Source organism: Saccharothrix coeruleofusca, from assembly GCF_014648515.1.
Lineage (GTDB): Bacteria > Actinomycetota > Actinomycetes > Mycobacteriales > Pseudonocardiaceae > Actinosynnema > Actinosynnema coeruleofuscum.
In genome coordinates, this window is the sequence record NZ_BMRG01000001.1 from 652,443 (window position 1) to 673,307 (window position 20,865).

Genomic DNA, 20,865 nt, shown 5'->3' on the forward strand with positions numbered 1-20,865 from the left:
CGTCGTGGCCCAGCGGCACGCGGCCGTAGCGGCTGAGCGCCAGCCACAGCGCGAACACCACGAAACCGGACGCGAGCAGCACGAACATCCAGCCCAGGTTGGTGATCACCCAGCCGAGGGCGGCGTCGGAGGCGGCGGCCAGCGAGTCGGTGTGGGCGATCCCCCACACCACGAACGCGAGGGTGACCGCGGCGGCCACGCCGAACACCACCCAGTCGGTGCGTCCGGGGGAGTCAGCGCGCGGCTCGCCCGGCAGGGGCTGCTCGATCTGAGGTTTCCGGGACATCACAACGGGCTAACATACCTACCGCCGAACGGTCCAAGCCCGCCAGCGCGGGTAGCGGCTGCCATCGCCGCGCGCTGTTCTCCTACGCTCAGCACGTGACCACACGACCAGCACCGACCCGTCTCGCGCGGGCCGTCCTGCTGGCCGTCACCTCCGCCGCGCTCAGCGTGGCCGCGCACGGCGCGGCGGGCGGCGAGGTCACCGACTTCGCGCCCGCCCTCCCGCTGACGCTGCTCATCGCGTTCGCGGGCACCGTGCTGGCGGAACGCGGTCGCAGCCCGTGGACGCTGCTGGCCACCCTCGGCGTCGCCCAGGTCGGCCAGCACGTGCTGCTGAACCTGGGGGGCCACGACCACACGCGCGCACCGGGCCTGGACATCGACCCGGCGGCGATGACCGCCGCGCACGCGGTGGCCGCGCTGCTCACCGGCCTGCTGCTGGCCAGGGCCGACGCCGTGCTCACCGCGCTGGCCAGGGCGCTGGCCGGGGTGCTGTCCCGGCTGCTGCCGGTGCCGGGGGCACTGCCCCGGCCCGCCTCCCGCGTTCCCGCCCCCGTCCCGTCGACCGCGGCGAACGCGCTGGTCGACGTGCTGCTGCGGCGCGTGCACGGCCGCCGCGGCCCCCCGTCGCCCCTGATCACCCGAGTCCACTGACACCTCCGGCAATCAGGAGCCACCCCCCATGTCCCCCCACCGTTCCGGCGTGCGCGCGCTCGCCAAGGGCTCGGCCGTGCTCGCCACCGCGGGTTTCCTGGCGCTGAGCACGGCGGGCGCGGCCTCCGCGCACGTCACCGCCTCCACCCCGAAGGACGCCGTCCAGGGCGGCTACACCAAGGTCACCTTCCGGGTGCCCAACGAGCGCCCCGACGCGGGCACGGTCAAGCTGGAGCTGACCCTGCCCGCCGAGTACCCGCTGGCCTCGGTCAGCACCCGGCCGCTGCCCGGCTGGAAGGTCGAGGCGGTCAAGGCCGCGCTGGACAAGCCGGTGCGCAGCCACGGCCGCGAGATCACCGAGGCGGTGCGCACCGTGGTGTGGACCGCCGAGCCGGGTGTGCGCATCGAGCCCGGCCAGTTCAACGAGTTCGACCTGTCCATCGGGCCGCTGCCGGACAACACCGAGCAGCTGCTGCTGCCCGCCAAGCAGACCTACGACAGCGGCGAGGTCGTGGACTGGAACGCCCCGCCGCCCGCCGAGGGCGCCGAGGAGCCCGAGCGGCCCGCGCCGGTGCTCAAGCTGGTCAAGGCCGACGATGACGACGACCACGGCACCGCCACGGCGTCCACCGAGAGCGACGACCAGGACTCCGCGTCCGCCTCGGGCCGGGACGACACCGCCCGCTGGCTGGGCGGCGCGGGCCTGGCGGTCGGCGCGCTGGGCCTCGGGCTGGGTGCGGGCGCGGTGCTGCGCTCCCGCCGCGCGGGCAAGCCGGTCGCATGAGCCGGGTCGTCTCGCTGCTGCTGTCCTGCCTGGTCGCGCTGACCGCGGCGGTGCTGACCGCGCCTGCCGCGCTCGCCCACAACGTGCTGATCAGCAGCGACCCCAAGGACGGGGCCGCGCTGGAGACCGGTCCGCAGTCGATCACGCTGACGTTCGACCAGCCCGTGAACGCGGGCGAGCGGTTCAACACCATCAGCGTGCTCGGCCCGGACGGCACGCACTGGGAGGCGGCGGGCGAGCCGACCGTGCGCGACAACTCGGTGGTGTTCCCGGTGCTCCCGCTCGGCCCCGCCGCCGAGTACACCGCGAACTACCGCGTCCTCTCCGCCGACGGCCACCCGGTGTCCGGGCAGCTGAAGTTCACGCTGACCAAGGCGGGCACCGGCACCCCGGCGCCCACCCCGGCGCAGGCCGCCGACGCGGTGGCCCCGGCCGGTGACGGCGGCGGCGTGCCGATCTGGGTGTGGATCGCCGGTGCCGCGCTCCTGCTGGGCGGCGGCGTGTTCTTCGCGCTGCGCGGCGGGGGCGGGGGCAAGGAGGACGCGGGCCGATGACCCTGAACCGGACCACCACCCCCGCCCGGCACCGGGTGCTCGGCGGCCTGCTGCTCGGCGGGCTGGCGGGCGTGCTGCTGGGCCTGGGGCTGTCGACCACCTCGGCGGTGGTCGGCGATCCGGGGGTGGTGGTCCAGGTCGGTCAGCCGGTCGTGCGGACCCTGCTGGACCTGGCCGCCACCGCCGTGGTCGGGTTGTCGCTGCTGCCCAAGCTGCTCGGCTTCAGCCGCCCGGCGCTCACCGAGCCGGTGATGCGGGTGGCCCGCCCGGCCGCGGTGGTGTTCGCCGCGGTGTGGGCGTTCACGGCGCTGCTGTCGATCGTCGTGCGCGCCTACGAGACGCGGCCGGACGTGCCGCTGACGCTCGGCGCGGTGGTCGACTACGTGCAGCGCGTCGGCGCGGGGCAGGGCCTGCTGTTCAGCGCGGTGTGCGCGCTGGCCTACGTCTGGATCGGCGTGCTGGCCGCGCGCAACGGCGAGTCCGTGCCCGCCGAGCTGCGCATCCTGGTGTCGATGTTCGGCCTGCTGCCGCTGCCGATCACCGGGCACGCGGCGAACTGGAAGTACCACGACTACTCCATGATCTCCATGGAGCTGCACGTGCTCGGCGCGGCCGCGTGGACCGGCGGGCTGGCCGCGCTGGTCGCCCTGGTCGCGCACCGGCGCGGACTGCTGGCCGAGGCGCTGCCGAAGTTCTCCAAGCTGGCCACCGCGTGCCTGGCCCTGGTGTCGGTGACCGGGGTGTTCAACGGGGTGCTGGAGCTGGCGCTCAACCCGGTGGTGACGCTGCCGGGGTCGCTGTTCACCACCTCGTACGGGCTGGTGCTGGTGGCCAAGGTGGTGTGCGCGGGGCTGCTGGCGGCGCTGGGGGCGAACATCCGCTGGCGGCTGCTGCCGCACATCGCGCAGCACAAGCCCACCGCGCTGGTGGGCTGGGCGTGCGTCGAGGTGACCGTCATGGGCGTCGCGTTCGGCCTGGCCGTGGTGCTCTCCCGCGCACCGGTCGCCTGAACCGGGAGCAGGGGCGGCGGGAGTCCCGCCGCCCCTGCGGCTCACCTGGTGCCGCAGAGCGCGTGGTCGACCAGCTCGCGCACCGGGTCGCCGGTCACCGCCGGGGCGCCCGGCCGGGGCACCATCGAGTCGGTGTTGACCGACACCACGACGCTGCGGCTGCCGTCGGAGGTGACGCCGTTGCGGGTCATGAAGCCCATGATGTCGCCGCCGTGCGACCAGAGGCCGCCGCACTCGTTGGGCATCCACATGATGCCCAGCCCGTAGCGCACGCCCGGCCACGCCGCCTCGAAGGCGGGCGCGGGCACCGTCCTGGTCATCTCGGCGAACTGCGCCGGGCGCAGCACCCTGCCGCTGAACAGGGCGCGCAGGAACTTGTTGCCGTCCTCGGTGGTGGTGATCATCTCGCCCGCCGCGCCGCCCCACGACGGGTTCTGCAGGGTCACGTCGACGGCCTCGCCGTAGCGCGGGTCCTCCGGGTCGGCTTCGATCCCCTTCTCCGGGAACCGCTCGTAGCCCCTGGCGTGCGGGGCGGGCAGGTGCGGGGAGGTGCCGGGCAGGGAGGTGCCGCTCAGGCCGAGCGGCTTGACGATGCGGTCGCGCACCTCCTGCTGCCAGGTGCGGCCGGTGACCCGCTCGATGATCATGCCCGCCAGCGCGTAGCCGGTGTTGGAGTACAGCCAGTCCTGCCCCGGCTGGAACGTCGGCGGCTTGGCCACCGCCTTGGCGACCGCCTCCCGCGCGGTCATCGTGGTGAAGCGGTTGCGCATGAAGCCCTCCTCCGCGAACAGGTGGGGAAACTCCAGGACGTAGTTGCGCAGTCCGCTGGTGTGCTGGAGCAACTGCCGCACGGTGATCTTCGAGCCGTCGTTGCCGTTGCCCGCGACGACGCCGGGCAGCCAGCGCTCGACGGTGTCGTCCAGCGACAACCTGCCCTCGCCGACCAGCTGGAGCACGGTCACCGCGACGAAGGGCTTGGTGAAGCTGCCCGCGCGGAACTTCGCCTCCCACGGCACCGGCGTCCGGCGGCGCACGTCGCCGTGGCCGCTGCGCACCCTGACCTCGCCGCGCGGGGTGTCCAGCTCGACCAGCACGCCGGGCGCGCCCTGGGCCAGCAGGGCGTCCGCGTCCCGCTGGAGGACCTTCGCCTCCGGGCGGTGCGCGCCCGCCGTCCCGGCTGTCGCGCTCACCGCCGTGGTGCCCAGCACCGCCGTCATCGCCACCATCACCGCAACCGTTCGCTTCATGGGAGCAACGCTATGGACGGCAAAGCCGCTGGTCGTCGCCCCGCGACGGGATCTTGGTCTACCTAGGAGGAGGTAGCGGGGGCAGTCTTACGGTGTATCCGGCGAGGGTTCTCGTACTCCTGCGGTCTACCGGAGCCCCTAGGGTTCGCTGCTCCCGGCCGGCGTACCAGGCCCAGCGGAATTTCCGAGCCGGGCGGGTATTCGGCGCGGGCCGCCTGCCGAACCACCTGGTCAGCCGCCTGGTGTCACAGTTGTCGTACCCCTTTGGTGAACTGACCCCATGAGCGAGAAGCCGATCTTGGTACTGGGGGCCACCGGCACGACCGGCAGGCGGGTCGCCGCGCTGCTCACCGGCGCGGGCCACGAGGTCCGGGCCGCCTCGCGCGCGGGCGGCGCGCGGTTCGACTGGACCGACCGCGACACCTGGACCGCCGCGCTCGACGGCGTCGAGCGGGTGTACCTGATGGCGCCGCACGAGCTGCCCGTCGACCCCGAGTTCGTCCACGCCGCGGTGCGCGGCGGCGTGCGGCGGCTGGTGCTGCTGTCCAGCCGGGGCATCGAGGAGATGCGCGACGAGCGGCTGCTGGCCGCCGAGCGGACCGTGCGCGAGTCCGGCGCGGACTGGACCGTCGTGCGGGCGGACTGGTTCAACCAGAACTTCGACGAGGGGTTCTTCCGGCCCGCCGTGCTGGCGGGCGAGCTGGTGCTGCCCGTCGGCGACACCAAGCAGGGGTTCGTGGACGCCGACGACATCGCCGCGGTCGCCGCCGCGGCGCTCACCGAACCGGGGCACGAGGGGCGCTCCTACGAGCTGACCGGCCCGCAGGCGCTGTCGTTCCGCGAGGCGCTGGACGTCATCGGCGAGGTGACCGGTCGGGAGATCGCCTTCCGCGGCGAGTCCGACGGGACCGGCCCGTGGGACGCGCTGACCGACACCACGCCCACCGACGCGGTGACGCGGGTCACCGGGCGCGAGCCGAGGAGCTTCCGCGAGTACGCCGAGCGGGCCGCCGCCACCGGGGCGTGGCGCCGCTGACCGGTCGGTGAACGGCGCTCACCGTGCGACGAGCTGCGCCGATCGGTCTAATCCTTGATCACCCGAGTTGTCCGGTCCGCGCGCAGGTGGGTGAGCTGGGTCACCACCCGCCTGCCGCGCCGGTCCAGCTCGCGGCCGTCGATCCAGCCGTTGGCGTAGTAGCGGTAGTCCTGGGCCAGCTTGACCAGCTCGGCCAGGTAGTCCGCGGAGCGGCGGCGGCGCTGCTCGTCGAACGAGGCCAGCAGCGGCAGCTGGGTGTCGACCACCTGGTCGAGCATCCGGGCGGCCTTCAAGGCGCGGCGCGCGCGCCACCGCCTCGTCCCCAGGGCCTGTCCGATCCCACGCACCGGCAGCTCACCTCGCCCTCGAGTCGGCACCCGAACCTAGGGCACCGACAACTCCCCGTCGATGGCCCAGTCGCAAACACAGGGGTCGTCGTTACCCGTTCGTGTTACCGATCACGTGCGATCAGCGGTATGGGGACCACGGCGTGGCGGTGTCGCCGTCGCGCAGCGCCCGCAGGCGTCGCCGCAGCTCGGCCCGCACCTCCGGGTGGCTGCGCAGGATCGGCAGCACGCTGGTGGTCAGCTTCAGCTCGCGCACGTCCCGCAGCAGCCCGAACCCCGGCCACCGGGTCACGTCGAAGCCGTACTCGTCGGCCAGCTGCCGGTACCACCGCTCCGGGTGGCCGAACCGGGCGACGCCCACCGGCAGCGTGCTCAGGTCCCACTCCCTCGGCCCGACGCTGGTGGAGTCGAAGTCGCAGATCACCGGCCCGTCCGGGCTCGGGATCAGGTTGCCCAGGTGCGCGTCGCCGTGCAGCACGCCCACCGGCAGCGCGGGCTCCAGCCCGGCCAGCCGCCCGGCCAGGTCGGCGCAGCGCTCCTCCAGGAACCGGCGGTCGCCCGGCGCCAGCTCCTCGGCGTCGGCGATGCGCCGGTGCACGTCGTCCAGCGGCGCCCAGCGGGGCAGCTCGAAGTCCGGCTCGGGCAGCTGGTGCACCAGGCACAGCAGCCTGCCCAGGTCGCGGCCGTCCACCGGCCGACCGCCGGAGGGCACGGTGTGCCACAGCGTCGCCAGGTGCTCCCCCACGGCCACCGGTTGCGGCACGTCGACCAGCCGGACCGCGGGCACGCCGTGGTCGGCCAGCCAGCGGGCCACCCGGACCACCTTGTGCGCGCGGTGGCGCAGCGCCATCGACCCGACGATGCGCACCACCACCCGGTCCTCGGGCAGGTCGTACACGGCGTTGCTGGTGAACTTGACCAGCCGCGCGCCGCGGTGCGACAGCCCCAGGTCGGCGCAGAGCTGCTCCAGCACCGCCGTCAGCGCGGCGGGGGTGAACCGGCCGTCCAGCGGATCAGGCCGCGCTGTCGCTGCCGGTGAACCTGGCCACGCGCTCGGCCAGCTCACGGGCGTCGGGGTTGTTGCGGCGCTTCTCCGCCTCGTGCTGCAGCGGCCGCATCCGGTCCTTGGTGCGCACCGACTTCAACCCCTCGGACAGCTCGATCGCCTGGCGGCCGACCCTGGCGCCGTGGTCGATGTCGCCCTCCAGCAGGTGGTTGATCGACAGCGAGGTGAGGTTGAACGAGCGGCTGCGGCTCATGTCCTCGCCGTACCCGCTGATCGCCTTGGTCAGCGCCGGGATGGCCAGGCGGGTGTACTTCTTCGCGTCCACGGTCTGCGCCAGCTCGGTGTGCACCGTGCCGATCATCGCCGACAGGTCGTTGGCGTCGAAGAACTTGGCCCAGGCGGGCGCCTCGGCGACGTTGGCCCTGGCGAACTCGTCGCGCGCCCGGCCGAGCAGCTTGATCGCCTGGTCGTCGGCGCCCATCTTGGCGTAGGCCCACGCCTCGTTGGCGCACAGGATGCCCACCGCCAGCTCGGAGCCGGAGTCCAGCGCGGCCAGCTGGCCGAGCTGGAAGACCTTCAGCGCGTCGTCGGGGGCGTTCTGGTGCAGGTAGACCCGGCCCATCCGGTACAGGATGTTGGCCACCAGCTCTTCCTTGCGGCCCTGCTTGGCCAGCCCGAGCGCCTGCCCGAAGTGGTTGCGGGCCGAGTCGTACAGACCGGTGTCGAACGAGGTCCAGCCCGCGAGGTTGTGCAGGTCGGCCAGCGCCACGTAGAGCCGCTCCTTGACCAGGTCGGTGGCGTTCGCGCCGAGCATCTGCTGCCCCCACGACAGCTGCGCCACCACCGCGTCGCGGCAGGAGCCGCCGCCGTACTGGTAGTCCAGCGTGCGCAACGCCCGTGTGGCCGCCTCGACCTGCCGGACGTCGGTCATGCCGATGCGCCCTGGAGCCGGAGTCTGCGCGGGCGACGAAGCCCAAGACCCGGAGTCCGTGCCGAACACGGCCGCGCCAACGGTGATGGCGGCGGCGTGCGCGAGGAACTTCCGACGCTTCACCGACTCGTCCTCCTCAGAATGGGGTGCCTCCGATGTGGCGGCCACCCGCACTGCCGTGGCCTCGTCGTAGGCGAGGCCCATGTATCCCCTGGGGACACCCAGTCCCTGGGCGATCCTGGCCAGGACGTCGTAGGCCATGACCTGACGACCCTTGAGGATCTCCGAGACCTCGGACTGCGACTGGCCCGTGAGCGCCGCGATCTGGCGCTGGGACACGCCGTGCCTGCGGAGCAGCCGGTACACCGAGCTGATCTCGCGCTTGGCCAGCGCGTCCCGCATCTCCTGCTGGTCCCACACCTCTGGTGTAACAGGAGAGCCTTGCGAACCGATGGTGTTCAATTGCGCCCCCTCACAGTCCTCTGGGCGTCAACGGCAGAGTAGGGGCATTCCGCCGGCGGCGAGAAGTGCCGATCGGCGAGGCTGATCGGCCCTGCCGAACTCCGTTGACCGCTTACCGTGGAACGGGCACCGGCCACCGCTGCGAGTCCCCGTTCCGCCGTGAATCATCGCAATCTGAGTTCCGGTAAGCGAGCGAGCACGGAGAGGAACACGGACGTGGACCTGATCGAGCGGGCGGTGACCACCTCGGGTGGACCGGCAGCGCCTGCCGTCGCCACGGCCGCGCCCCCTCCGGCTCCCCTGTCCCTCCGCGAGTCGACCGACCTCGGCTCCGGATGGCGCGGCTCGACCGGGCAGCGCCGCTGGTGGCGAATCCGCTGCAGCGACGTGGTCGACCGGGAGCGCTGCCTCACCGTGCTGGTCGACCGGGGCCGCGTGGTCCTGGTCGGCCCGCCGGGTGAGACGGCGGTCCTGTCGGCCGACCAGCTGGCGCAGTTGCGGACCGCGCTACGCGAAGCCGCCGAGCAGGCGGAAAGGTGACGGTGACGTTTCGGTGGACGAGATCCTCGGACAAGTTCTTCGCAACGCGGTGTGGGAGCGGCTGGACCTGCTCACCGAGCTGGCCAACGAAGCCGACGCCCCGTCCCTGCTCTCGGTGGCCCGCTCCGAGCTGCCGAGGCTGACCGAGGGGTGGCGGGCCCTGCTCGCCGCGCACGAGCCGGACGAGAAGGGCAACTGCCCGGAGTGCTCCGGGCGGTGGCGGCAGCAGAAGAGCCCCTGCGCGGTGTGGCGGGCCGCTTACGAGCACCTGGTGGCGGGTGGTCTGGCCCCGCGCCCGGCCCGGCACCTGCGCTCGGCGATGACCCGCGCGCGCCGGGGGGCGGTGGCGAGAGCCCACTGACGGGCGGTCCCGACCGGTCGTTCCCCCGACGCGACCGGGTCGAGCACCCGCCTACTGACCGGCGGTCCGGTACGTGCGAACCCCCGACCGCGACGAACGGACCGCCGGTCAGCTCACCACGGCTCCACCCACAACTCCACACAGTCATCCGCGGGCCGGTGTCGTGCACACCCAACCCTCCCCCCGACCGGCGTCGGTCCGCGGGCACCAAGTCCGGCCCCGATGTCCGCTCCTCCCGCGCGGGCATCGGGGCCGGTTCCACGCCTACCGGTGGGTGCCGGTGCGCCAGGCCAGGTAGGACGTGAGACCAGGGGCCAGGCGGCCCGCCAGCTCGAAGGCCCTGAGCTGCCAGGGGAGCACCACTTCGGCGCGCTCGGCCGTCACCGCCCGCAGGACCGCGGCGGCCACCCGCTCCGGCGGGACGGTCGGGATCAGCCGGGCGATGGCCGGGATGCGCTCCTGCGCGCCGGGGTTGTTGGCGAAGTACCGCGAGCTGACCTTGCCCGGCACGACCTCGCTCACCCCGACCCCGGTCCCGCGCAGGTCCAGCCGCAGGGCGGCGGTCAGTCCGCGCAGCGCGTACCGGGAGGCCGCGTACCCGGTCGCGCCGGGGATCGGCAGCCGGGACACCGGCGAGTTCACGTTCACCACCCAGCCGGACCCGCGCTCCCGCATCCCCGGCAGCAACGCCCTGGTCAGCCAGAGCGCGGCGGTGAACGGCAGCGCCAGCATCCCGGCCAGCTCCTGCTCGGGGGTCTCGTCGAGGAACAGCCAGCGGCCCACCCCGGCGTTGTTGACCAGCACGTCCGGCACGCCCGCCTCGGCCAGCACGCGCTCGCCCAGCTCCCGGACCCGCTCGGCGTCGGACAGGTCGGCGACGAGCACCGACGCCCGGCCGATCCGCTCCGCGAGCGCGTTCAGCGCGTCGCCGTCGCGCGCGACCAGCACGACGTGCGCCCCCGCCGCGCCCGCCGCCTCGGCGGTGGCCGCGCCGATGCCCTGCGACGCCCCGGTGACCAGCACCGTCCGACCGGCTACCCGCACCCCGACCTCCTCATCCCACCGAGTTCATCCCACCCGGCTCATCCCACCCAGCTCGTCCCACCCAGCTCATCCCACCGAGCGGACCCGGCCGACCAGCAGCGCGGCGCTCACCGTGACCGCCGCCGAGACCAGGAACAGCCCGCGGTACCCGCCCAGGTGCGCCAGCACGGCGGGGGTCAGCAGCGGGGCGAGCACCTGCGGCAGGGAGTTGGCGACGTTGACCACCCCCAGGTCCCTGGCGCGGTCCTCGGCGGCGGGCAGCACCTGGGTCAGCAGGGCCAGCGCCACCGCCCAGTACCCGCCGAAGCCCGCGCCCAGCAGCGGCGCGGCCACCAGGGCGGCGGTCCAAGTGGGCCACACCGCCAGCAGCAGCGCCGCCAGCGCCATCGCCGCGGCGGCCAGGTGCACGTACCCGCGCCGCTTCCCGGAGCGGTCGGACCGCGCGCCGAGCACCACCGCGCCCGCCACCAGCGCCACGCCGTAGAGCAGCATCAGCACCAGCAGGCCGTCGGCGGGCGAGGGGTGGCGCACCACGTCGTCGAGGAAGTACAGCAGGTACAGCGTGCCGAACCCGTTGCCCAGGTTGATCGCGAAGTGCGCGCCCCAGGCCCAGGCGAAGTCGGGGCGCCACCGGGGCAGGAGCGACCCGCCGCGCGGCGCGGGCCGGGCGGCCTCGGGCAGCCGGGCGTCCGGCGTGCGCAGCACGAACGCGGCGGCGCCCAGCACGACCGCCGCCGCGCAGGCCCAGTAGCCCGCCGACAGCCCGCTCACCAGCACCGTCACCAGCACGGCCCCGACCACGGTGCCGAGCATCTGGCTGATCCCGACCAGCCCGCCGACCCTGGCGCGCTGCCCCACCGGCACCCGGTCCGGCACCGCCGAGGTGAGGGCCGCCAGCATCCCGTTGAGCCCGGCCTGGGCCAGGCACCAGCCCGCCACCACGGCGGCGGTGCTGGCGGCCGAGGCCAGCACGGCCAGGCCCGCCGCGCCGACCAGCGCGCCCCCCAGCGTCCACGGGTGCCGCCGCCCCCACCGCGAGGTGGTCCGGTCCGAGCACCGCCCGACCAGCGGGTTGACCACCAGCGCCACCACCGCGCCCACGCCGGTGACCAGGCCGAACAGGAACTCCTTGCGCACCGGGTCGAGCAGTTCGACCTGCTGCGGCAGCAGCACCTGCAGCGGCGCGTAGATGCCCAGCCACAGGCCGAGGTTGGCCAGGAACAGCCAGGCCACCCACGGCCGCCGGACGGGTGCGACCGGCTCGGCCAGCGGGTCGGTCATCGCCCGGTCCGGTCACGCCTGATCCGGTCGCGGTACCAGCGGAACGAGTCGCGGGGCGTCCTGCGCTGGGTCTCGTAGTCGACGTGCACCAGGCCGAACCGCTGCGTGTAGCCCGAGTCCCACTCGAAGTTGTCCAGCAGCGACCACACGAAGTAGCCGCTGGCCCCGGCGCGCAGCGCGGCTTCGACGTGCGCGTCGAGGTAGGCGATCCGGGCGGTGTCGGCGATCTCGTGCGGGTAGCTGCACCCGTTCTCGGTGATGTGGACCGGCGGCAGGGCGGGGTGCCGCCGCCGCAGCTCGGCGACGATCTCCTCCAGCCCGGAGGGCACGACCGGCCAGCCGTACCCGGTCTTCGGGTGCTCGGCGATGTCGACCAGCTCGAACGGCAGCGGGTTGCCCTCGGACGGCGCCCGCAGGCGGGTGGGGTTGTAGTAGTTGACGCCGTAGAAGTCCAGCGGCTGGGCGATGGTCGCCAGGTCGCCGTCGCGGACCGGCAGGCGGTCGGCCAGCTCCTCGGGGTAGCGCCCGGCCAGCACGGGGTCGGCGTAGAGCCAGTTGTGCAGCGCGGAGTAGGCCGCCGCGGCGGCGCGGTCGTCGTCGGAGGGCGAGGCGGGCCAGACGGGGGTGTGGTTGTTGGCGGTGCCGACCGCCGCCGCGCCCGCCGCCCGCAGCGCCCGCACGGCCAGCCCGTGCGCGAGGTTGAGGTGGTGCGCGGTGGGCAGGGCGTCGTACAGCAGCGCCTTGCCGGGCGCGTGCTGACCGATGGCGTAACCCAGAAGAGTGGTCATGGCTGGTTCGTTCAGGGGAATCCACATCGCGACCCGGTCGACCAGCCGGGCGGCGACCGCGGCGGCGTAGTCGGCGAACCGGCTCGCGGTGTCCCGGTTGAGCCACCCGCCCGCGTCCTCCACGTGCCGCGGCGTGTCCCAGTGGTACAGCGTGACCACGGGTCGGATGTCCGCGGCGAGCAGCTCGTCGACCAGCCGGTCGTAGAAGTCCAGGCCGGTGCCCTCGACGCGCGGCCACGACACGGAGAAGCGGTAGGCGTCCACGCCGAGGTCGCGCATCAGCGCCACGTCCTCGGCGTACCGATGCCGGTGGTCGCAGGCGATCTCGGCCGTGTGTCCCTCGATCGAGGGAAATTCGTCCCACACGGACGGCGCGCGACCATCCTCGGTGAAGGCACCCTCGATCTGGAACGCGGAGGTCGACACACCCCAGAGGAAGTCGGGCAGCGGCACGCGAGCCTCCCAGAATGTGAAAGGGATTCAGATCGTAGGACGCGCCGCCGGGTCGTGTGAAGTGCCGCGCCTCCGAACCCGGCACTATGGAGCCCCAACCCCAACGCAGGAGTCGCCGTGACCAGTACGACCCCGCTGCGCCGCCAACCGGTGCAACAGCGCAGTGCCAAGCGCGTCGAGCGGATGCTCGAGGCGTGCGCCTCCCTCATCGAGGAGGTCGGCTACGACGGGGTCACCACGACGCTGATCGCCGAGCGGGCGGGCGTCGCGGTCGGTTCGCTGTACCAGTTCTTCCCCGACAAGCGCGCCGTCGTCCAAGCGCTGACCATGCGCAACCTGGAGAAGTTCATCCAGACCGTGGACGAGCGGTTCACCTCGACCGCGCTGGAGCACTGGTGGGACGGGGTGGACACGATCTTCGACGTCTACGTGTCCATGCACCGCGAGGTGCCCGCCTTCAGCAAGCTGCACTTCGGCGACGTGGTGGACCTGCGCCTGCTCGACGACCAGCGGGACAACGACGCGGTCATCTCCGAGCGGATCGCGGAGATGATCGCGACCAAGTTCCAGATCCCGCTGGCGGACCTGCGGCTGCCCATCTCCGTGGCCGTCGCCGCCGCCGACGGCGTGCTCAACCTGGCGTTCAGCAGCGAGCAGGCGGGCGACCAGCAGATCATCGACGACGCCAAGACCATGATCCGGGGCTACCTGTCCGCGAAACTGCCGTGACGGCTCAGTCCTGGACGGTGGGGCGGATGGTGATGTCGCCGATCTCCACGTCGTCGGGCTGCTCGACGGCGAAGGCGATGGCCCGTGCGACGGCTTCGGGGCGGATGGCGAACTCGGCCATGTTCCGCCGGATGCTCCGGCGCAGGTCGGGGTCGTCGATGGAGTCGGGCAGGTCGGTGCTGACGTAGCCGGGGGAGACCGACGTCGTGCGCAGCACGCCGTCGGTCGACTCCTGCCGCAGCCCCTCCATGACGGTGCGCACGGCGTTCTTGGTGGCGGCGTAGACCGCCATGGTGGGGCTGATCTTCAGCCCCGCCGTGGACACCGTGGTCACGAAGTGGCCGCGGCCCTGGCGGCGGAACACCGGCATGGCGGCGGCGATGCCGTGCAGCACGCCGCGCACGTTCACGTCGAGCATGGCCGACCAGCCGTCGACGTCGAGGTCGGCCACGGGTCCGATCTTGCTGATGCCCGCGTTGCCCACCAGCACGTCGAGCCCGCCGAAGGCGGTCACCGCGCGGTGGACCAGCCGCTCCAGGTCCTCGCGGCGGGTGACGTCGACGGCGCACGCGACGGCACGGCCGCCCTCGGCGCGGATGTCCCGCGCGAGTTCCTCCAAGCGGTCCTCCCGACGCGCGCCGATGACGACGGCGGCGCCGCGCCGGGCCATGAGCCGCGCGGTCGCCTCCCCGATGCCGCTGCTGGCCCCCGTGACGGCGACGACCTTGCCGGTGATGGTCGACATGACTGCTCCCTCGACTAGAGTGGACACGTGTCCGCTTGACTCACGCTAGCGGACACGTGTCCGGTTGTCACGTCCCGCACCGCGGAGGGCAGATGAGCGAACCCCGGCTGCGAGCCGACGCCGCGGACAACCGCGCCCGGATCGTCGAGGTCGCGCGGGAGGTCGTCGCAGGCTCCGAGGAGCTGAAGCTCAACGCGATCGCCAAGCGGGCGGGCGTCGGCCAGGGCACCCTCTACCGGCACTTCCCGACGCGGGAGGCGCTGCTCGCCGAGGTCTACCGGCACGACGTCGAGGAGCTGGTCGCGACCGCGCCCGCCCTGCTCGCCGAGCACGACCCGATCACCGCGCTGGCCCGCTGGTTCGAGCGGTTGGCCGACTACGCGCGGGTCAAGCGCGGGGTGCTCGCCGCCGTCGAGGTGGGCGTGTGGCGGGACCTCACCGCGCGCAGCCTCGGCCCGATCGGCGAGGCGCTCACCGCGCTGCTGGACGCGGGCCGGGCCGCCGGGGTCGTCCGGCCCGACGTGGACGCCCGCGACGTCATCCTGCTCGTCGGCTACCTGGGCAGGCTCGAAGAGCAGGAGTGGGACACCCGCGCCCGGCACCTGCTGCAGGTGGTCCTGGACGGCCTGCGCGCCCGGCCGTGAGGCCGTCAGCCGAAGTTGCGGCCCTCGCCCCGGTAGGTGGGGGCGGTTCCCTCCAGCAGGTCGCCGCGCACCAGGTGGTAGTGGTCGAAGCGCTCGGCCAGCTCGCCCGCCTTGGCGTGCCGCAGCCACACCCGGTCGCCCAGGCGCAGCTCGTCGGCCGCCCGGCCCGCCACCGGGGTCTGCACCTCCCCCGCCCCCTCCAGCGCCAGCAGCTTGAGCCCCCTGGGCAGGTGGGGGCTGGGCTGGCGGTCGGCGGTGGCCGTGCCCGAGGCGACGTAGCCGCCCGCGAACAGCGTGGCCACCCGGCGCGCGGGCCTGCGCACCACCGGCAGCGCGAACAGCGCGGCGGGCTCGGGCCGGAAGCCCCGGTAGCCGTCGAACAGGGTCGGCCCGACCAGGCCGGACCCGGCGGCCAGCTCGGTCACCGACGGGTCGGCCCCGGTGCTCTCCAAGCTGCCCGTGCCGCCCCCGTTGACGAACTCCAGCTCGGCCACCTCGCGCACCGCCGCCACGGCCGCCGCCCGGCGCTCCGCCAGCTCGGCGGCCGACCGGCGCTGCGCCCAGCGCAGCACCGCGCCGCGCAGCGGCCGTCCGGGCGGGGCGTCGCCCAGTCCGGCGATCTGGCCCTCGTAGGCCATCACCGCCACCAGCCGGAAGCCGCGCCGGGCGGCGACGAGGGCGGCCAGCGACCGCGCGTCGCGGGCGGTGTGCACCGGCGAGCGGCGCGGGCCGACGTGCAGGCCCGGCAGCGGCCGCCAGGAGACGTCCAGCTCGAGGCACACCCGGATGTCCGGGTGCGCCGGTCCCAGCGCGGCGTCGACCAGGTCCAGGTGCTCGGGCGAGTCGACCACCAGGGTGATCCGCCCGCGCGCCCGCTCGTCGCGGGCCAGCAGGCCCAGCGCGGTGTGGTCGACGGTCGGGTAGGCCACCAGCAGGTCGTCGCTGAGGTCGTGGCCGGACAGCCACAGCGCCTCGGGCAGCGAGTAGCACATCAGGCCGCGGAAGCCCGGCCGCGCCAGCACCCGCTCCAGCAGCGCGCGCACCCGCACCGACTTGCTGGCCACCCGGATCGGCTTGCCGCCCGCCCGGCGCACCAGCGCCGCCGCGTTGCGGTCGAAGGCGTCCAGGTCGACCACCGCGAACGGGGGCTCCAACCCCTTGGTCGCGGCGTCGAATCGGGTTCTGGGCTCCATGCCACCACGGTACGACGCCGACCCTTGAAAGGTGAATAGCTTTCACCTACCGTGCGTGGCACGCGCCACACCTGGAGGCTGCATGGGCACCACGTGGACGAACTGGTCACGCACCGCGTCCGCCACCCCGCACCGGGTCGAGCGCCCGACCAGCGCGGAGCAGATCGCCGAAGCGGTGGCCGCGGCGCCCGCCATCCGCCCGCGCGGCAGCGGCCACTCCTTCACCGGCATCGCCGTCGCCCCCGGCGCGGCGCTGGACCTGGACGCCTGGACCGGCCTGGTCGAGGTCTCCGGCACCCTGGTCACGGTCCGCTCCGGCACCACGCTGCGGCAGCTCAACGCCCTGCTCGACGACCTGGGCCTGGCCATGGCCAACCTCGGCGACATCGACGCCCAGACCATCGCCGGGGCCATCTCCACCGGCACCCACGGCACCGGCGCCGAGTTCGGCGGCCTGGCCACCCAGGTGGCCGCGCTGGAGCTGGTGCTCGCCGACGGCAGCCTGGTCCGCTGCTCCGCCGACGAGCGGCCCGAGCTGTTCCGCGCCGCCCGCGTCGGCCTCGGCGCGCTCGGCGTGATCAGCACCGTGACGCTGCGCTGCGTGCCGTCGTTCGTGCTGCACGCCCGCGAGTACCGCGATCGGCTCGACCCGCTGCTGGAGCGGTTCGACCACCTCACCGCAGTGGAGGACCACGTCGAGTTCCACTGGTTCCCGCACGGCGACTGGGTGATGGTGAAGCGGAACAACCGGGTCGACGAGCCGCCCGCGCCGATGTCCGACCTGCGCCGCTTCTACGAGTACGAGCTCATGCAGAACGGCGCGTACGGGCTGGTGTGCGGGCTCGCGCGCGCCGTGCCGCCCGCGAGCAGGGCGCTGAGCTGGATGTGCGGCGCGCTGACCGGCAAGCGCGTCCACCGGGACGTCTCGCACCGGGTGTTCACCACCCCCCGGCGGGTCCGGTTCGTGGAGACCGAGTACGCCGTCCCGCGCGCCGCCCTGCACGACGTGCTGCGCGAGCTGCGCGCGGTGGTGGCGCGGCTGGACCACGGCGTGCTGGTGCCGGTCGAGGTGCGGGTGGCGGCGGGCGACGACATCTGGCTGTCCACCGCGTTCGGCCGCGACACCGCCTACGTCGCGGTGCACCAGTTCCTGGGGATGCCCTACCGCCGGTACTTCGACGCCTTCGAGCGCATCGCGGGCGCGGTCGGCGGGCGTCCGCACTGGGGCAAGATGCACCGCTTGGACGCCGCCGCGCTGCGCGAGCGGTACCCGCGCTTCGACGACTTCCGCCGGGTCCGGGCCGAGGTCGACCCCGAGGGCAAGTTCGGCAACGCCTACCTGGACCGCGTGCTGGGCTAGCCGATCTCCCCGATCGGGGTGTCGCCGCTGATCAGCGAGTACGTGCGGCGCACCGCGCCGGGCCGGTCCAGCAGCGCCACCACCACGGCGGCCACGTCCGCCCTGGGGACGGCCCCGCTCAGCTCCGACTCTGACAGCTCGACCAGGCCGGTCGGCTCGTCGTCGGTCAGCCGCCCCGGCCGCAGGATGGTCCAGTCCAGGTCGCGGGCCCGCAGGTCCTCCTCGGCCGCGCCCTTGGCCCGCAGGTAGGCGTCGAACACCTCGTCGCCCGTGGTGCGGCCGATGCCGGTGCTGCTGATCTGGACGAACCGGCGCACGCCCGCCCGCTGCGCGGCCTCGGCGAACAGCTGCGCCGCGGCGCGGTCGACGGTGTCCTTGCGGGCCACCCCGCTGCCCGGCCCGGCGCCCGCGGCGAACAGCGCCGCGTCCGCGCCCGCCAGGTGCCCGGCGACCGAGTCGACCTCCGCCGCCTCCAGGTCGCAGTGCACCGGGGTGCCGCCCGCGGCCCGCACGTCGTCGAAGTGGTCCGGGTTGCGCACCAGCGCGACCGCCGCGTCGCCCCTGGCGGCCAGCAGCCGCTGGACGTGCAGAGCGATCTTGCCGTGCCCACCCGCGATGACGATCCTCATGCGGGAACGGTAGGTCAGACCGCGGTCGCCAGCACCCGCTCGTAGACCAGCTCGTTGACCCAGCGGGTGGTGGCGGTGTCCTCCACCGGCACGGTCTCGTTGCGCCCGGCGACGTCGGTGGTCAGCTCGCGGTGCTGGTCGGCCAGGAGCACGCTCACCCCGTAGCGGCGCACGCGGGGCAGGCAGTTGGCCAGGTAGTCGTGGGTGAACGCCACGGACGTGGGCAGCACCGCGGCGGCGTTGCCGAAGCGGGCGAAGGGCACCGCGGAGGCCAGCGCGGTGCGCCAGTGCCGGGCGACCGCCAGCACGCCGACGATGCGGACCGCGGCGGGCGGCACGCGGCCGTCCATCTCCGGCCACACCCATGTGGACACGGTGGCCCGGTCGGGCTCGGGGCCCGCGCCCACGCACACCCGCTCGGCGTGCGCGTCGGCGAGCAGCTCGGCGACCACGACCACCTTGCGGCCCATCAGGACCATCTCCGGCAGCACCACACCGCGCCAGCCGAGGCGCTCCGCCGCGGCGGCGGCCAGCTCCTCGACCGGGCCGGGCAGTTCGGGGACCGGAACAGCCGCACCCGACGACACCCGCGAGCCGTCGGCTACCTCGATCCGTGCTGGTGTGCTGCTCACGCCAAAGCCTCCTCGGGAACCACGGCGGACGCTCCGCCGCGTTTCGACTCGTGCTCCGGGTATAGGCCTACCAGCCGGCCCTCTCGACTCCGCCGACCTGACACCACCCCTGCGATCGACGGCAACGACCAGTCGGTGACCGGTCGACAACCCCCGAGGGGAGTTCGGCCCGACCATGCTGCCGTCTGGGTGACACGACACCCCCGTTCACCCCCTCGCCGTGCACTCCCCGTGCCTGGCGGACCCCCCGGAAACCCTCACTCGACCGGGGTGGACGGTCGGGACCGACCGTTCATCGACCGCTCACCGCGCCAGAGCAACCGACCAACGAGCCGTGATCTCCTGAGACCTGACCGACACCGCGCCGAGACAAACGGAGACCCACAACACCCGTCGGCAGCCGCCACAACATCCCCAACCCCGAGCACCCCGATCGGCTCGCAACCACTCGGGTGACACACATCACGAGAAAATTCCGGGCCGCCGAACGCGGCCGGGCGGCAGGTGGGCGGGTGCGGCAGGCCCGACCGGGGTCGGGTGTGCGACCTCCGACACAACAACGAAGAACCCCCGTCCGGAGGGACGGGGGTTCTTCGTTATTCGGTGGGCGAGGGGGGAGTTGAACCCCCACGTCCTTTCGGACACACGGACCTGAACCGTGCGCGTCTGCCATTCCGCCACTCGCCCGGAGCGACGAGAAGAACCCTAGCACGATCATCCGCGCGATTGCCAATTGGGCCGTGTACCGGCACGTCACCCCGGATACGATCGGGTCAGAAGTCGACCGAGTCGGAGGGTTGCCGTGGGCCTCGTACAGCGCTTCGAGCGCCGTCTCGAAGGCATAGTCGGGAACACCTTCGCCCGCGTGTTCGGCGGGAACGTCGTCCCGCAGGAAGTGGCGCAGGCGCTGCAGCGGGAGGCGGAGGGCAACATCCGCGAGTTGGCGGGTGGCAGGCTGCTCGCACCGAACCACTACCAGGTCCTGCTGGGACCCCAGGACCACGATCGGCTTGCCGGTGACGGGCAGGATGAACTACGCATCACCCAGCTACTGGGGGACTCCATCCGGGAGCACCTCGAGGAGAGCGGATGGGATACCTATGGTGACGTCGTAGTCTCCCTGGAGCGCTCCGACGCGCTGCACACCGGACAGTTCCGAACCAGCTCGTCCGTCGACCCCGACGTGAAAGTTGCCAGCCGACGGTCAGCACCACCTCGCACTGCAGGAGACGGATCGATGAGCCAGCCTCCCGGCTACGGACAAGGACAGGGCCAGCCCGGCTACGACCCCTATGCGCAGGGCGGCTACGGCCAGCAGCAGGGCTACGACCAGGGTTACGGCCAGCAGCCCGGCTACGACCAGCAGGGTTACGGCGGCCAGCAGCCCGGCGGCTACGGCCAGCCCGGCTACGACCAGGGCTACGGCGGCCAGCAGCCCGGCTACGACCAGGGCTACGGCCAGCAGCCCCAGGGCTACGACCAGGGCTACGGCGGCCAGCAGCCCGGCTACGACCAGGGCTACGGCCAGCAGCCCCAGGGCTACGACCAGGGTTACGGCGGCCAGCAGCCCGGTTACGGCCAGCCCGGCTACGACCAGGGCTACGGCGGCCAGCAGCCCGGCTACGACCAGGGCTACGGCCAGCAGCCCCAGGGCTACGACCAGGGCTACGGCGGCCAGCAGCCCGGCTACGACCAGGGCTACGGCCAGCAGCCCCAGGGCTACGACCAGGGCTACGGCGGCCAGCAGCCCGGCTACGACCAGGGCTACGGCCAGCCGGGCTACGGGCAGCCGGGCTACGCCGACCCGGCCCAGGGCTACGCGCCGCCCGCGGTGCAGTCCGGTCCCCGCCAGCTCAACGCGACGCTGCACCTGGACGACGGCTCCAACCGCACCTACAACCTCAAGCAGGGCGGCAACGTGGTCGGCCGCGGCCAGGAGGCGGACTTCCGGCTGCCCGACACCGGCGTCTCCAGGAGGCACCTGGAGATCACCTGGGACGGGCACAGTGCCATGCTCGCTGATCTCGGTTCGACCAACGGCACCACGGTGAACGGCACTCCAGTGCAGACTTGGCAGCTCGCGGAAGGCGACGTCGTCCGCATCGGCCACTCCTCGCTGGTCTTCCGCACACAGGGCTGAGGTCGAGACG

At 73.4% G+C, this 20,865-nt stretch carries 23 protein-coding genes and 1 tRNA gene; 11 read left to right on the top strand and 13 right to left on the bottom strand.

Translation table 11 applies throughout. The annotated features are described in order from the left end of the window. Positions 1-286, bottom strand: a 286-nt coding sequence (locus IEZ00_RS36170) for a BCCT family transporter (RefSeq protein WP_229794980.1), incomplete at its 3' end; no start/stop codon positions are given. 95 nt (positions 287-381) lie between these two features. Here IEZ00_RS36170 and IEZ00_RS03405 point away from each other — a divergent pair. Genes IEZ00_RS03405 through IEZ00_RS03420 form a run of 4 tightly spaced genes read left to right on the top strand, consistent with a single transcriptional unit; the run spans position 382 to position 3,287 of the window. Next, on the top strand, positions 382-939 hold the full coding sequence (locus IEZ00_RS03405) for a hypothetical protein (protein ID WP_189221500.1): 558 nt from the start codon (positions 382-384) through the stop codon (positions 937-939). Between the two features lie 28 nt (positions 940-967). Next, complete coding sequence (locus IEZ00_RS03410; RefSeq protein WP_189221501.1) at positions 968-1,723, top strand: YcnI family copper-binding membrane protein; 756 nt, start codon at positions 968-970, stop codon at positions 1,721-1,723. Then, positions 1,720-2,277, top strand: coding sequence for a copper resistance CopC family protein (locus IEZ00_RS03415; protein WP_189221502.1), 558 nt, complete (start codon positions 1,720-1,722; stop codon positions 2,275-2,277). The genes IEZ00_RS03410 and IEZ00_RS03415 overlap by 4 nt, the downstream gene beginning before the upstream one ends. After that, on the top strand, positions 2,274-3,287 hold the full coding sequence (locus IEZ00_RS03420; RefSeq protein ID WP_189221503.1) for a CopD family protein: 1,014 nt from the start codon (positions 2,274-2,276) through the stop codon (positions 3,285-3,287). Before IEZ00_RS03415 ends, IEZ00_RS03420 begins: the two co-directional genes overlap by 4 nt. A 41-nt stretch (positions 3,288-3,328) precedes the next feature. Here IEZ00_RS03420 and IEZ00_RS03425 read toward each other — a convergent pair whose 3' ends face one another. Continuing rightward, positions 3,329-4,534 carry a serine hydrolase domain-containing protein gene (locus IEZ00_RS03425; RefSeq protein WP_229794982.1) on the bottom strand — a complete coding sequence of 402 codons (1,206 nt, stop codon included), beginning with the start codon at positions 4,532-4,534 and terminating at the stop codon, positions 3,329-3,331. A 280-nt stretch (positions 4,535-4,814) separates the two neighbouring features. Between IEZ00_RS03425 and IEZ00_RS03430 the strand changes: the two genes are divergently transcribed. Next, entirely contained in the window at positions 4,815-5,570 is a 756-nt protein-coding gene (locus IEZ00_RS03430) for an SDR family oxidoreductase (RefSeq protein WP_189221504.1), read from the top strand. 47 nt (positions 5,571-5,617) lie between these two features. On the opposite strand, the gene IEZ00_RS03435 is transcribed toward IEZ00_RS03430, so the two are convergent. From IEZ00_RS03435 to IEZ00_RS03445, 3 genes are all read right to left on the bottom strand, one after another. Beyond that, entirely contained in the window at positions 5,618-5,917 is a 300-nt protein-coding gene (locus IEZ00_RS03435) for a hypothetical protein (RefSeq protein WP_229794984.1), read from the bottom strand. A 121-nt stretch (positions 5,918-6,038) separates the two neighbouring features. Beyond that, positions 6,039-6,926: an aminoglycoside phosphotransferase family protein gene (locus tag IEZ00_RS03440; protein WP_189221773.1), complete on the bottom strand. Its 888-nt coding sequence runs from the start codon at positions 6,924-6,926 to the stop codon at positions 6,039-6,041. 4 nt (positions 6,927-6,930) lie between these two features. Next, positions 6,931-8,256: a helix-turn-helix domain-containing protein gene (locus IEZ00_RS03445; protein WP_229795050.1), complete on the bottom strand. Its 1,326-nt coding sequence runs from the start codon at positions 8,254-8,256 to the stop codon at positions 6,931-6,933. Positions 8,257-8,532: 276 nt separating this feature from the next. Between IEZ00_RS03445 and IEZ00_RS03450 the strand changes: the two genes are divergently transcribed. Both IEZ00_RS03450 and IEZ00_RS03455 read left to right on the top strand, forming a co-directional pair. Continuing rightward, positions 8,533-8,856, top strand: a complete 324-nt coding sequence (locus IEZ00_RS03450; RefSeq protein ID WP_189221794.1) for a hypothetical protein — start codon at positions 8,533-8,535, stop codon at positions 8,854-8,856. 13 nt (positions 8,857-8,869) lie between these two features. Beyond that, entirely contained in the window at positions 8,870-9,217 is a 348-nt protein-coding gene (locus IEZ00_RS03455) for a hypothetical protein (RefSeq protein ID WP_189221506.1), read from the top strand. A gap of 264 nt (positions 9,218-9,481) precedes the next feature. Here the strand turns inward: IEZ00_RS03455 and IEZ00_RS03460 are convergent, their stop codons facing one another. From IEZ00_RS03460 to IEZ00_RS03470, 3 genes are all read right to left on the bottom strand, one after another. Continuing rightward, on the bottom strand, positions 9,482-10,261 hold the full coding sequence (locus IEZ00_RS03460; RefSeq protein WP_189221507.1) for an SDR family NAD(P)-dependent oxidoreductase: 780 nt from the start codon (positions 10,259-10,261) through the stop codon (positions 9,482-9,484). A gap of 66 nt (positions 10,262-10,327) precedes the next feature. Continuing rightward, positions 10,328-11,542, bottom strand: coding sequence for an MFS transporter (locus IEZ00_RS03465; protein WP_189221508.1), 1,215 nt, complete (start codon positions 11,540-11,542; stop codon positions 10,328-10,330). Further along, on the bottom strand, positions 11,539-12,783 hold the full coding sequence (locus tag IEZ00_RS03470) for a GH1 family beta-glucosidase (RefSeq protein WP_189221509.1): 1,245 nt from the start codon (positions 12,781-12,783) through the stop codon (positions 11,539-11,541). Before IEZ00_RS03470 ends, IEZ00_RS03465 begins: the two co-directional genes overlap by 4 nt. A 117-nt stretch (positions 12,784-12,900) precedes the next feature. Here IEZ00_RS03470 and IEZ00_RS03475 point away from each other — a divergent pair, with 117 nt between their 5' ends. Then, positions 12,901-13,512 (top strand): TetR/AcrR family transcriptional regulator, encoded by a 612-nt coding sequence (locus IEZ00_RS03475; protein ID WP_189221510.1) that lies wholly within the window; start codon positions 12,901-12,903, stop codon positions 13,510-13,512. A 4-nt stretch (positions 13,513-13,516) separates the two neighbouring features. Here the strand turns inward: IEZ00_RS03475 and IEZ00_RS03480 are convergent, their stop codons facing one another. Next, positions 13,517-14,257, bottom strand: a complete 741-nt coding sequence (locus IEZ00_RS03480; RefSeq protein WP_189221511.1) for an SDR family oxidoreductase — start codon at positions 14,255-14,257, stop codon at positions 13,517-13,519. Positions 14,258-14,349: 92 nt separating this feature from the next. Here IEZ00_RS03480 and IEZ00_RS03485 point away from each other — a divergent pair, with 92 nt between their 5' ends. Further along, positions 14,350-14,901, top strand: coding sequence for a TetR/AcrR family transcriptional regulator (locus tag IEZ00_RS03485; RefSeq protein ID WP_189221512.1), 552 nt, complete (start codon positions 14,350-14,352; stop codon positions 14,899-14,901). Between the two features lie 5 nt (positions 14,902-14,906). On the opposite strand, the gene IEZ00_RS03490 is transcribed toward IEZ00_RS03485, so the two are convergent. Next, positions 14,907-16,094 carry an amino acid deaminase/aldolase gene (locus IEZ00_RS03490; RefSeq protein WP_189221513.1) on the bottom strand — a complete coding sequence of 396 codons (1,188 nt, stop codon included), beginning with the start codon at positions 16,092-16,094 and terminating at the stop codon, positions 14,907-14,909. Positions 16,095-16,176: 82 nt separating this feature from the next. On the opposite strand from IEZ00_RS03490, the gene IEZ00_RS03495 reads away from it, so the two are divergent. Beyond that, on the top strand, positions 16,177-17,454 hold the full coding sequence (locus IEZ00_RS03495; protein WP_189221514.1) for a D-arabinono-1,4-lactone oxidase: 1,278 nt from the start codon (positions 16,177-16,179) through the stop codon (positions 17,452-17,454). Here IEZ00_RS03495 and IEZ00_RS03500 read toward each other — a convergent pair. The 3 genes from IEZ00_RS03500 to IEZ00_RS03510 form a co-directional block, all read right to left on the bottom strand. After that, entirely contained in the window at positions 17,451-18,083 is a 633-nt protein-coding gene (locus tag IEZ00_RS03500; RefSeq protein WP_189221515.1) for an NAD(P)H-binding protein, read from the bottom strand. The genes IEZ00_RS03495 and IEZ00_RS03500 overlap by 4 nt on opposite strands. Before the next feature lie 14 nt (positions 18,084-18,097). Continuing rightward, positions 18,098-18,715 (bottom strand): hypothetical protein, encoded by a 618-nt coding sequence (locus tag IEZ00_RS03505; protein ID WP_189221516.1) that lies wholly within the window; start codon positions 18,713-18,715, stop codon positions 18,098-18,100. Between the two features lie 604 nt (positions 18,716-19,319). Further along, positions 19,320-19,402: transfer RNA gene (locus tag IEZ00_RS03510), tRNA-Leu, on the bottom strand. A 115-nt stretch (positions 19,403-19,517) separates the two neighbouring features. On the opposite strand from IEZ00_RS03510, the gene IEZ00_RS03515 reads away from it, so the two are divergent. Next, positions 19,518-20,855, top strand: a complete 1,338-nt coding sequence (locus IEZ00_RS03515) for an FHA domain-containing protein (protein WP_189221517.1) — start codon at positions 19,518-19,520, stop codon at positions 20,853-20,855. The last annotated feature ends 10 nt before the right edge of the window (positions 20,856-20,865 follow it).

Excerpts from the sequence above, each read along its gene's own strand:
- IEZ00_RS03490 (WP_189221513.1), bottom strand. The coding sequence starts at position 16,094 with ATGGAGCCCAGAACCCGATTCGACGCCGCGACCAAGGGGTTGGAGCCC.
- IEZ00_RS03410 (WP_189221501.1), top strand. The coding sequence starts at position 968 with ATGTCCCCCCACCGTTCCGGCGTGCGCGCGCTCGCCAAGGGCTCGGCC.
- IEZ00_RS03430 (WP_189221504.1), top strand. The coding sequence starts at position 4,815 with ATGAGCGAGAAGCCGATCTTGGTACTGGGGGCCACCGGCACGACCGGC.
- IEZ00_RS03425 (WP_229794982.1), bottom strand. The coding sequence starts at position 4,534 with ATGAAGCGAACGGTTGCGGTGATGGTGGCGATGACGGCGGTGCTGGGC.
- IEZ00_RS03420 (WP_189221503.1), top strand. The coding sequence starts at position 2,274 with ATGACCCTGAACCGGACCACCACCCCCGCCCGGCACCGGGTGCTCGGC.
- IEZ00_RS03485 (WP_189221512.1), top strand. The coding sequence starts at position 14,350 with ATGAGCGAACCCCGGCTGCGAGCCGACGCCGCGGACAACCGCGCCCGG.
- IEZ00_RS03480 (WP_189221511.1), bottom strand. The coding sequence starts at position 14,257 with ATGTCGACCATCACCGGCAAGGTCGTCGCCGTCACGGGGGCCAGCAGC.
- IEZ00_RS03500 (WP_189221515.1), bottom strand. The coding sequence starts at position 18,083 with ATGAGGATCGTCATCGCGGGTGGGCACGGCAAGATCGCTCTGCACGTC.
- IEZ00_RS03445 (WP_229795050.1), bottom strand. The coding sequence starts at position 8,256 with ATGCGGGACGCGCTGGCCAAGCGCGAGATCAGCTCGGTGTACCGGCTG.
- IEZ00_RS03465 (WP_189221508.1), bottom strand. The coding sequence starts at position 11,542 with ATGACCGACCCGCTGGCCGAGCCGGTCGCACCCGTCCGGCGGCCGTGG.
- IEZ00_RS03415 (WP_189221502.1), top strand. The coding sequence starts at position 1,720 with ATGAGCCGGGTCGTCTCGCTGCTGCTGTCCTGCCTGGTCGCGCTGACC.
- IEZ00_RS03495 (WP_189221514.1), top strand. The coding sequence starts at position 16,177 with ATGGGCACCACGTGGACGAACTGGTCACGCACCGCGTCCGCCACCCCG.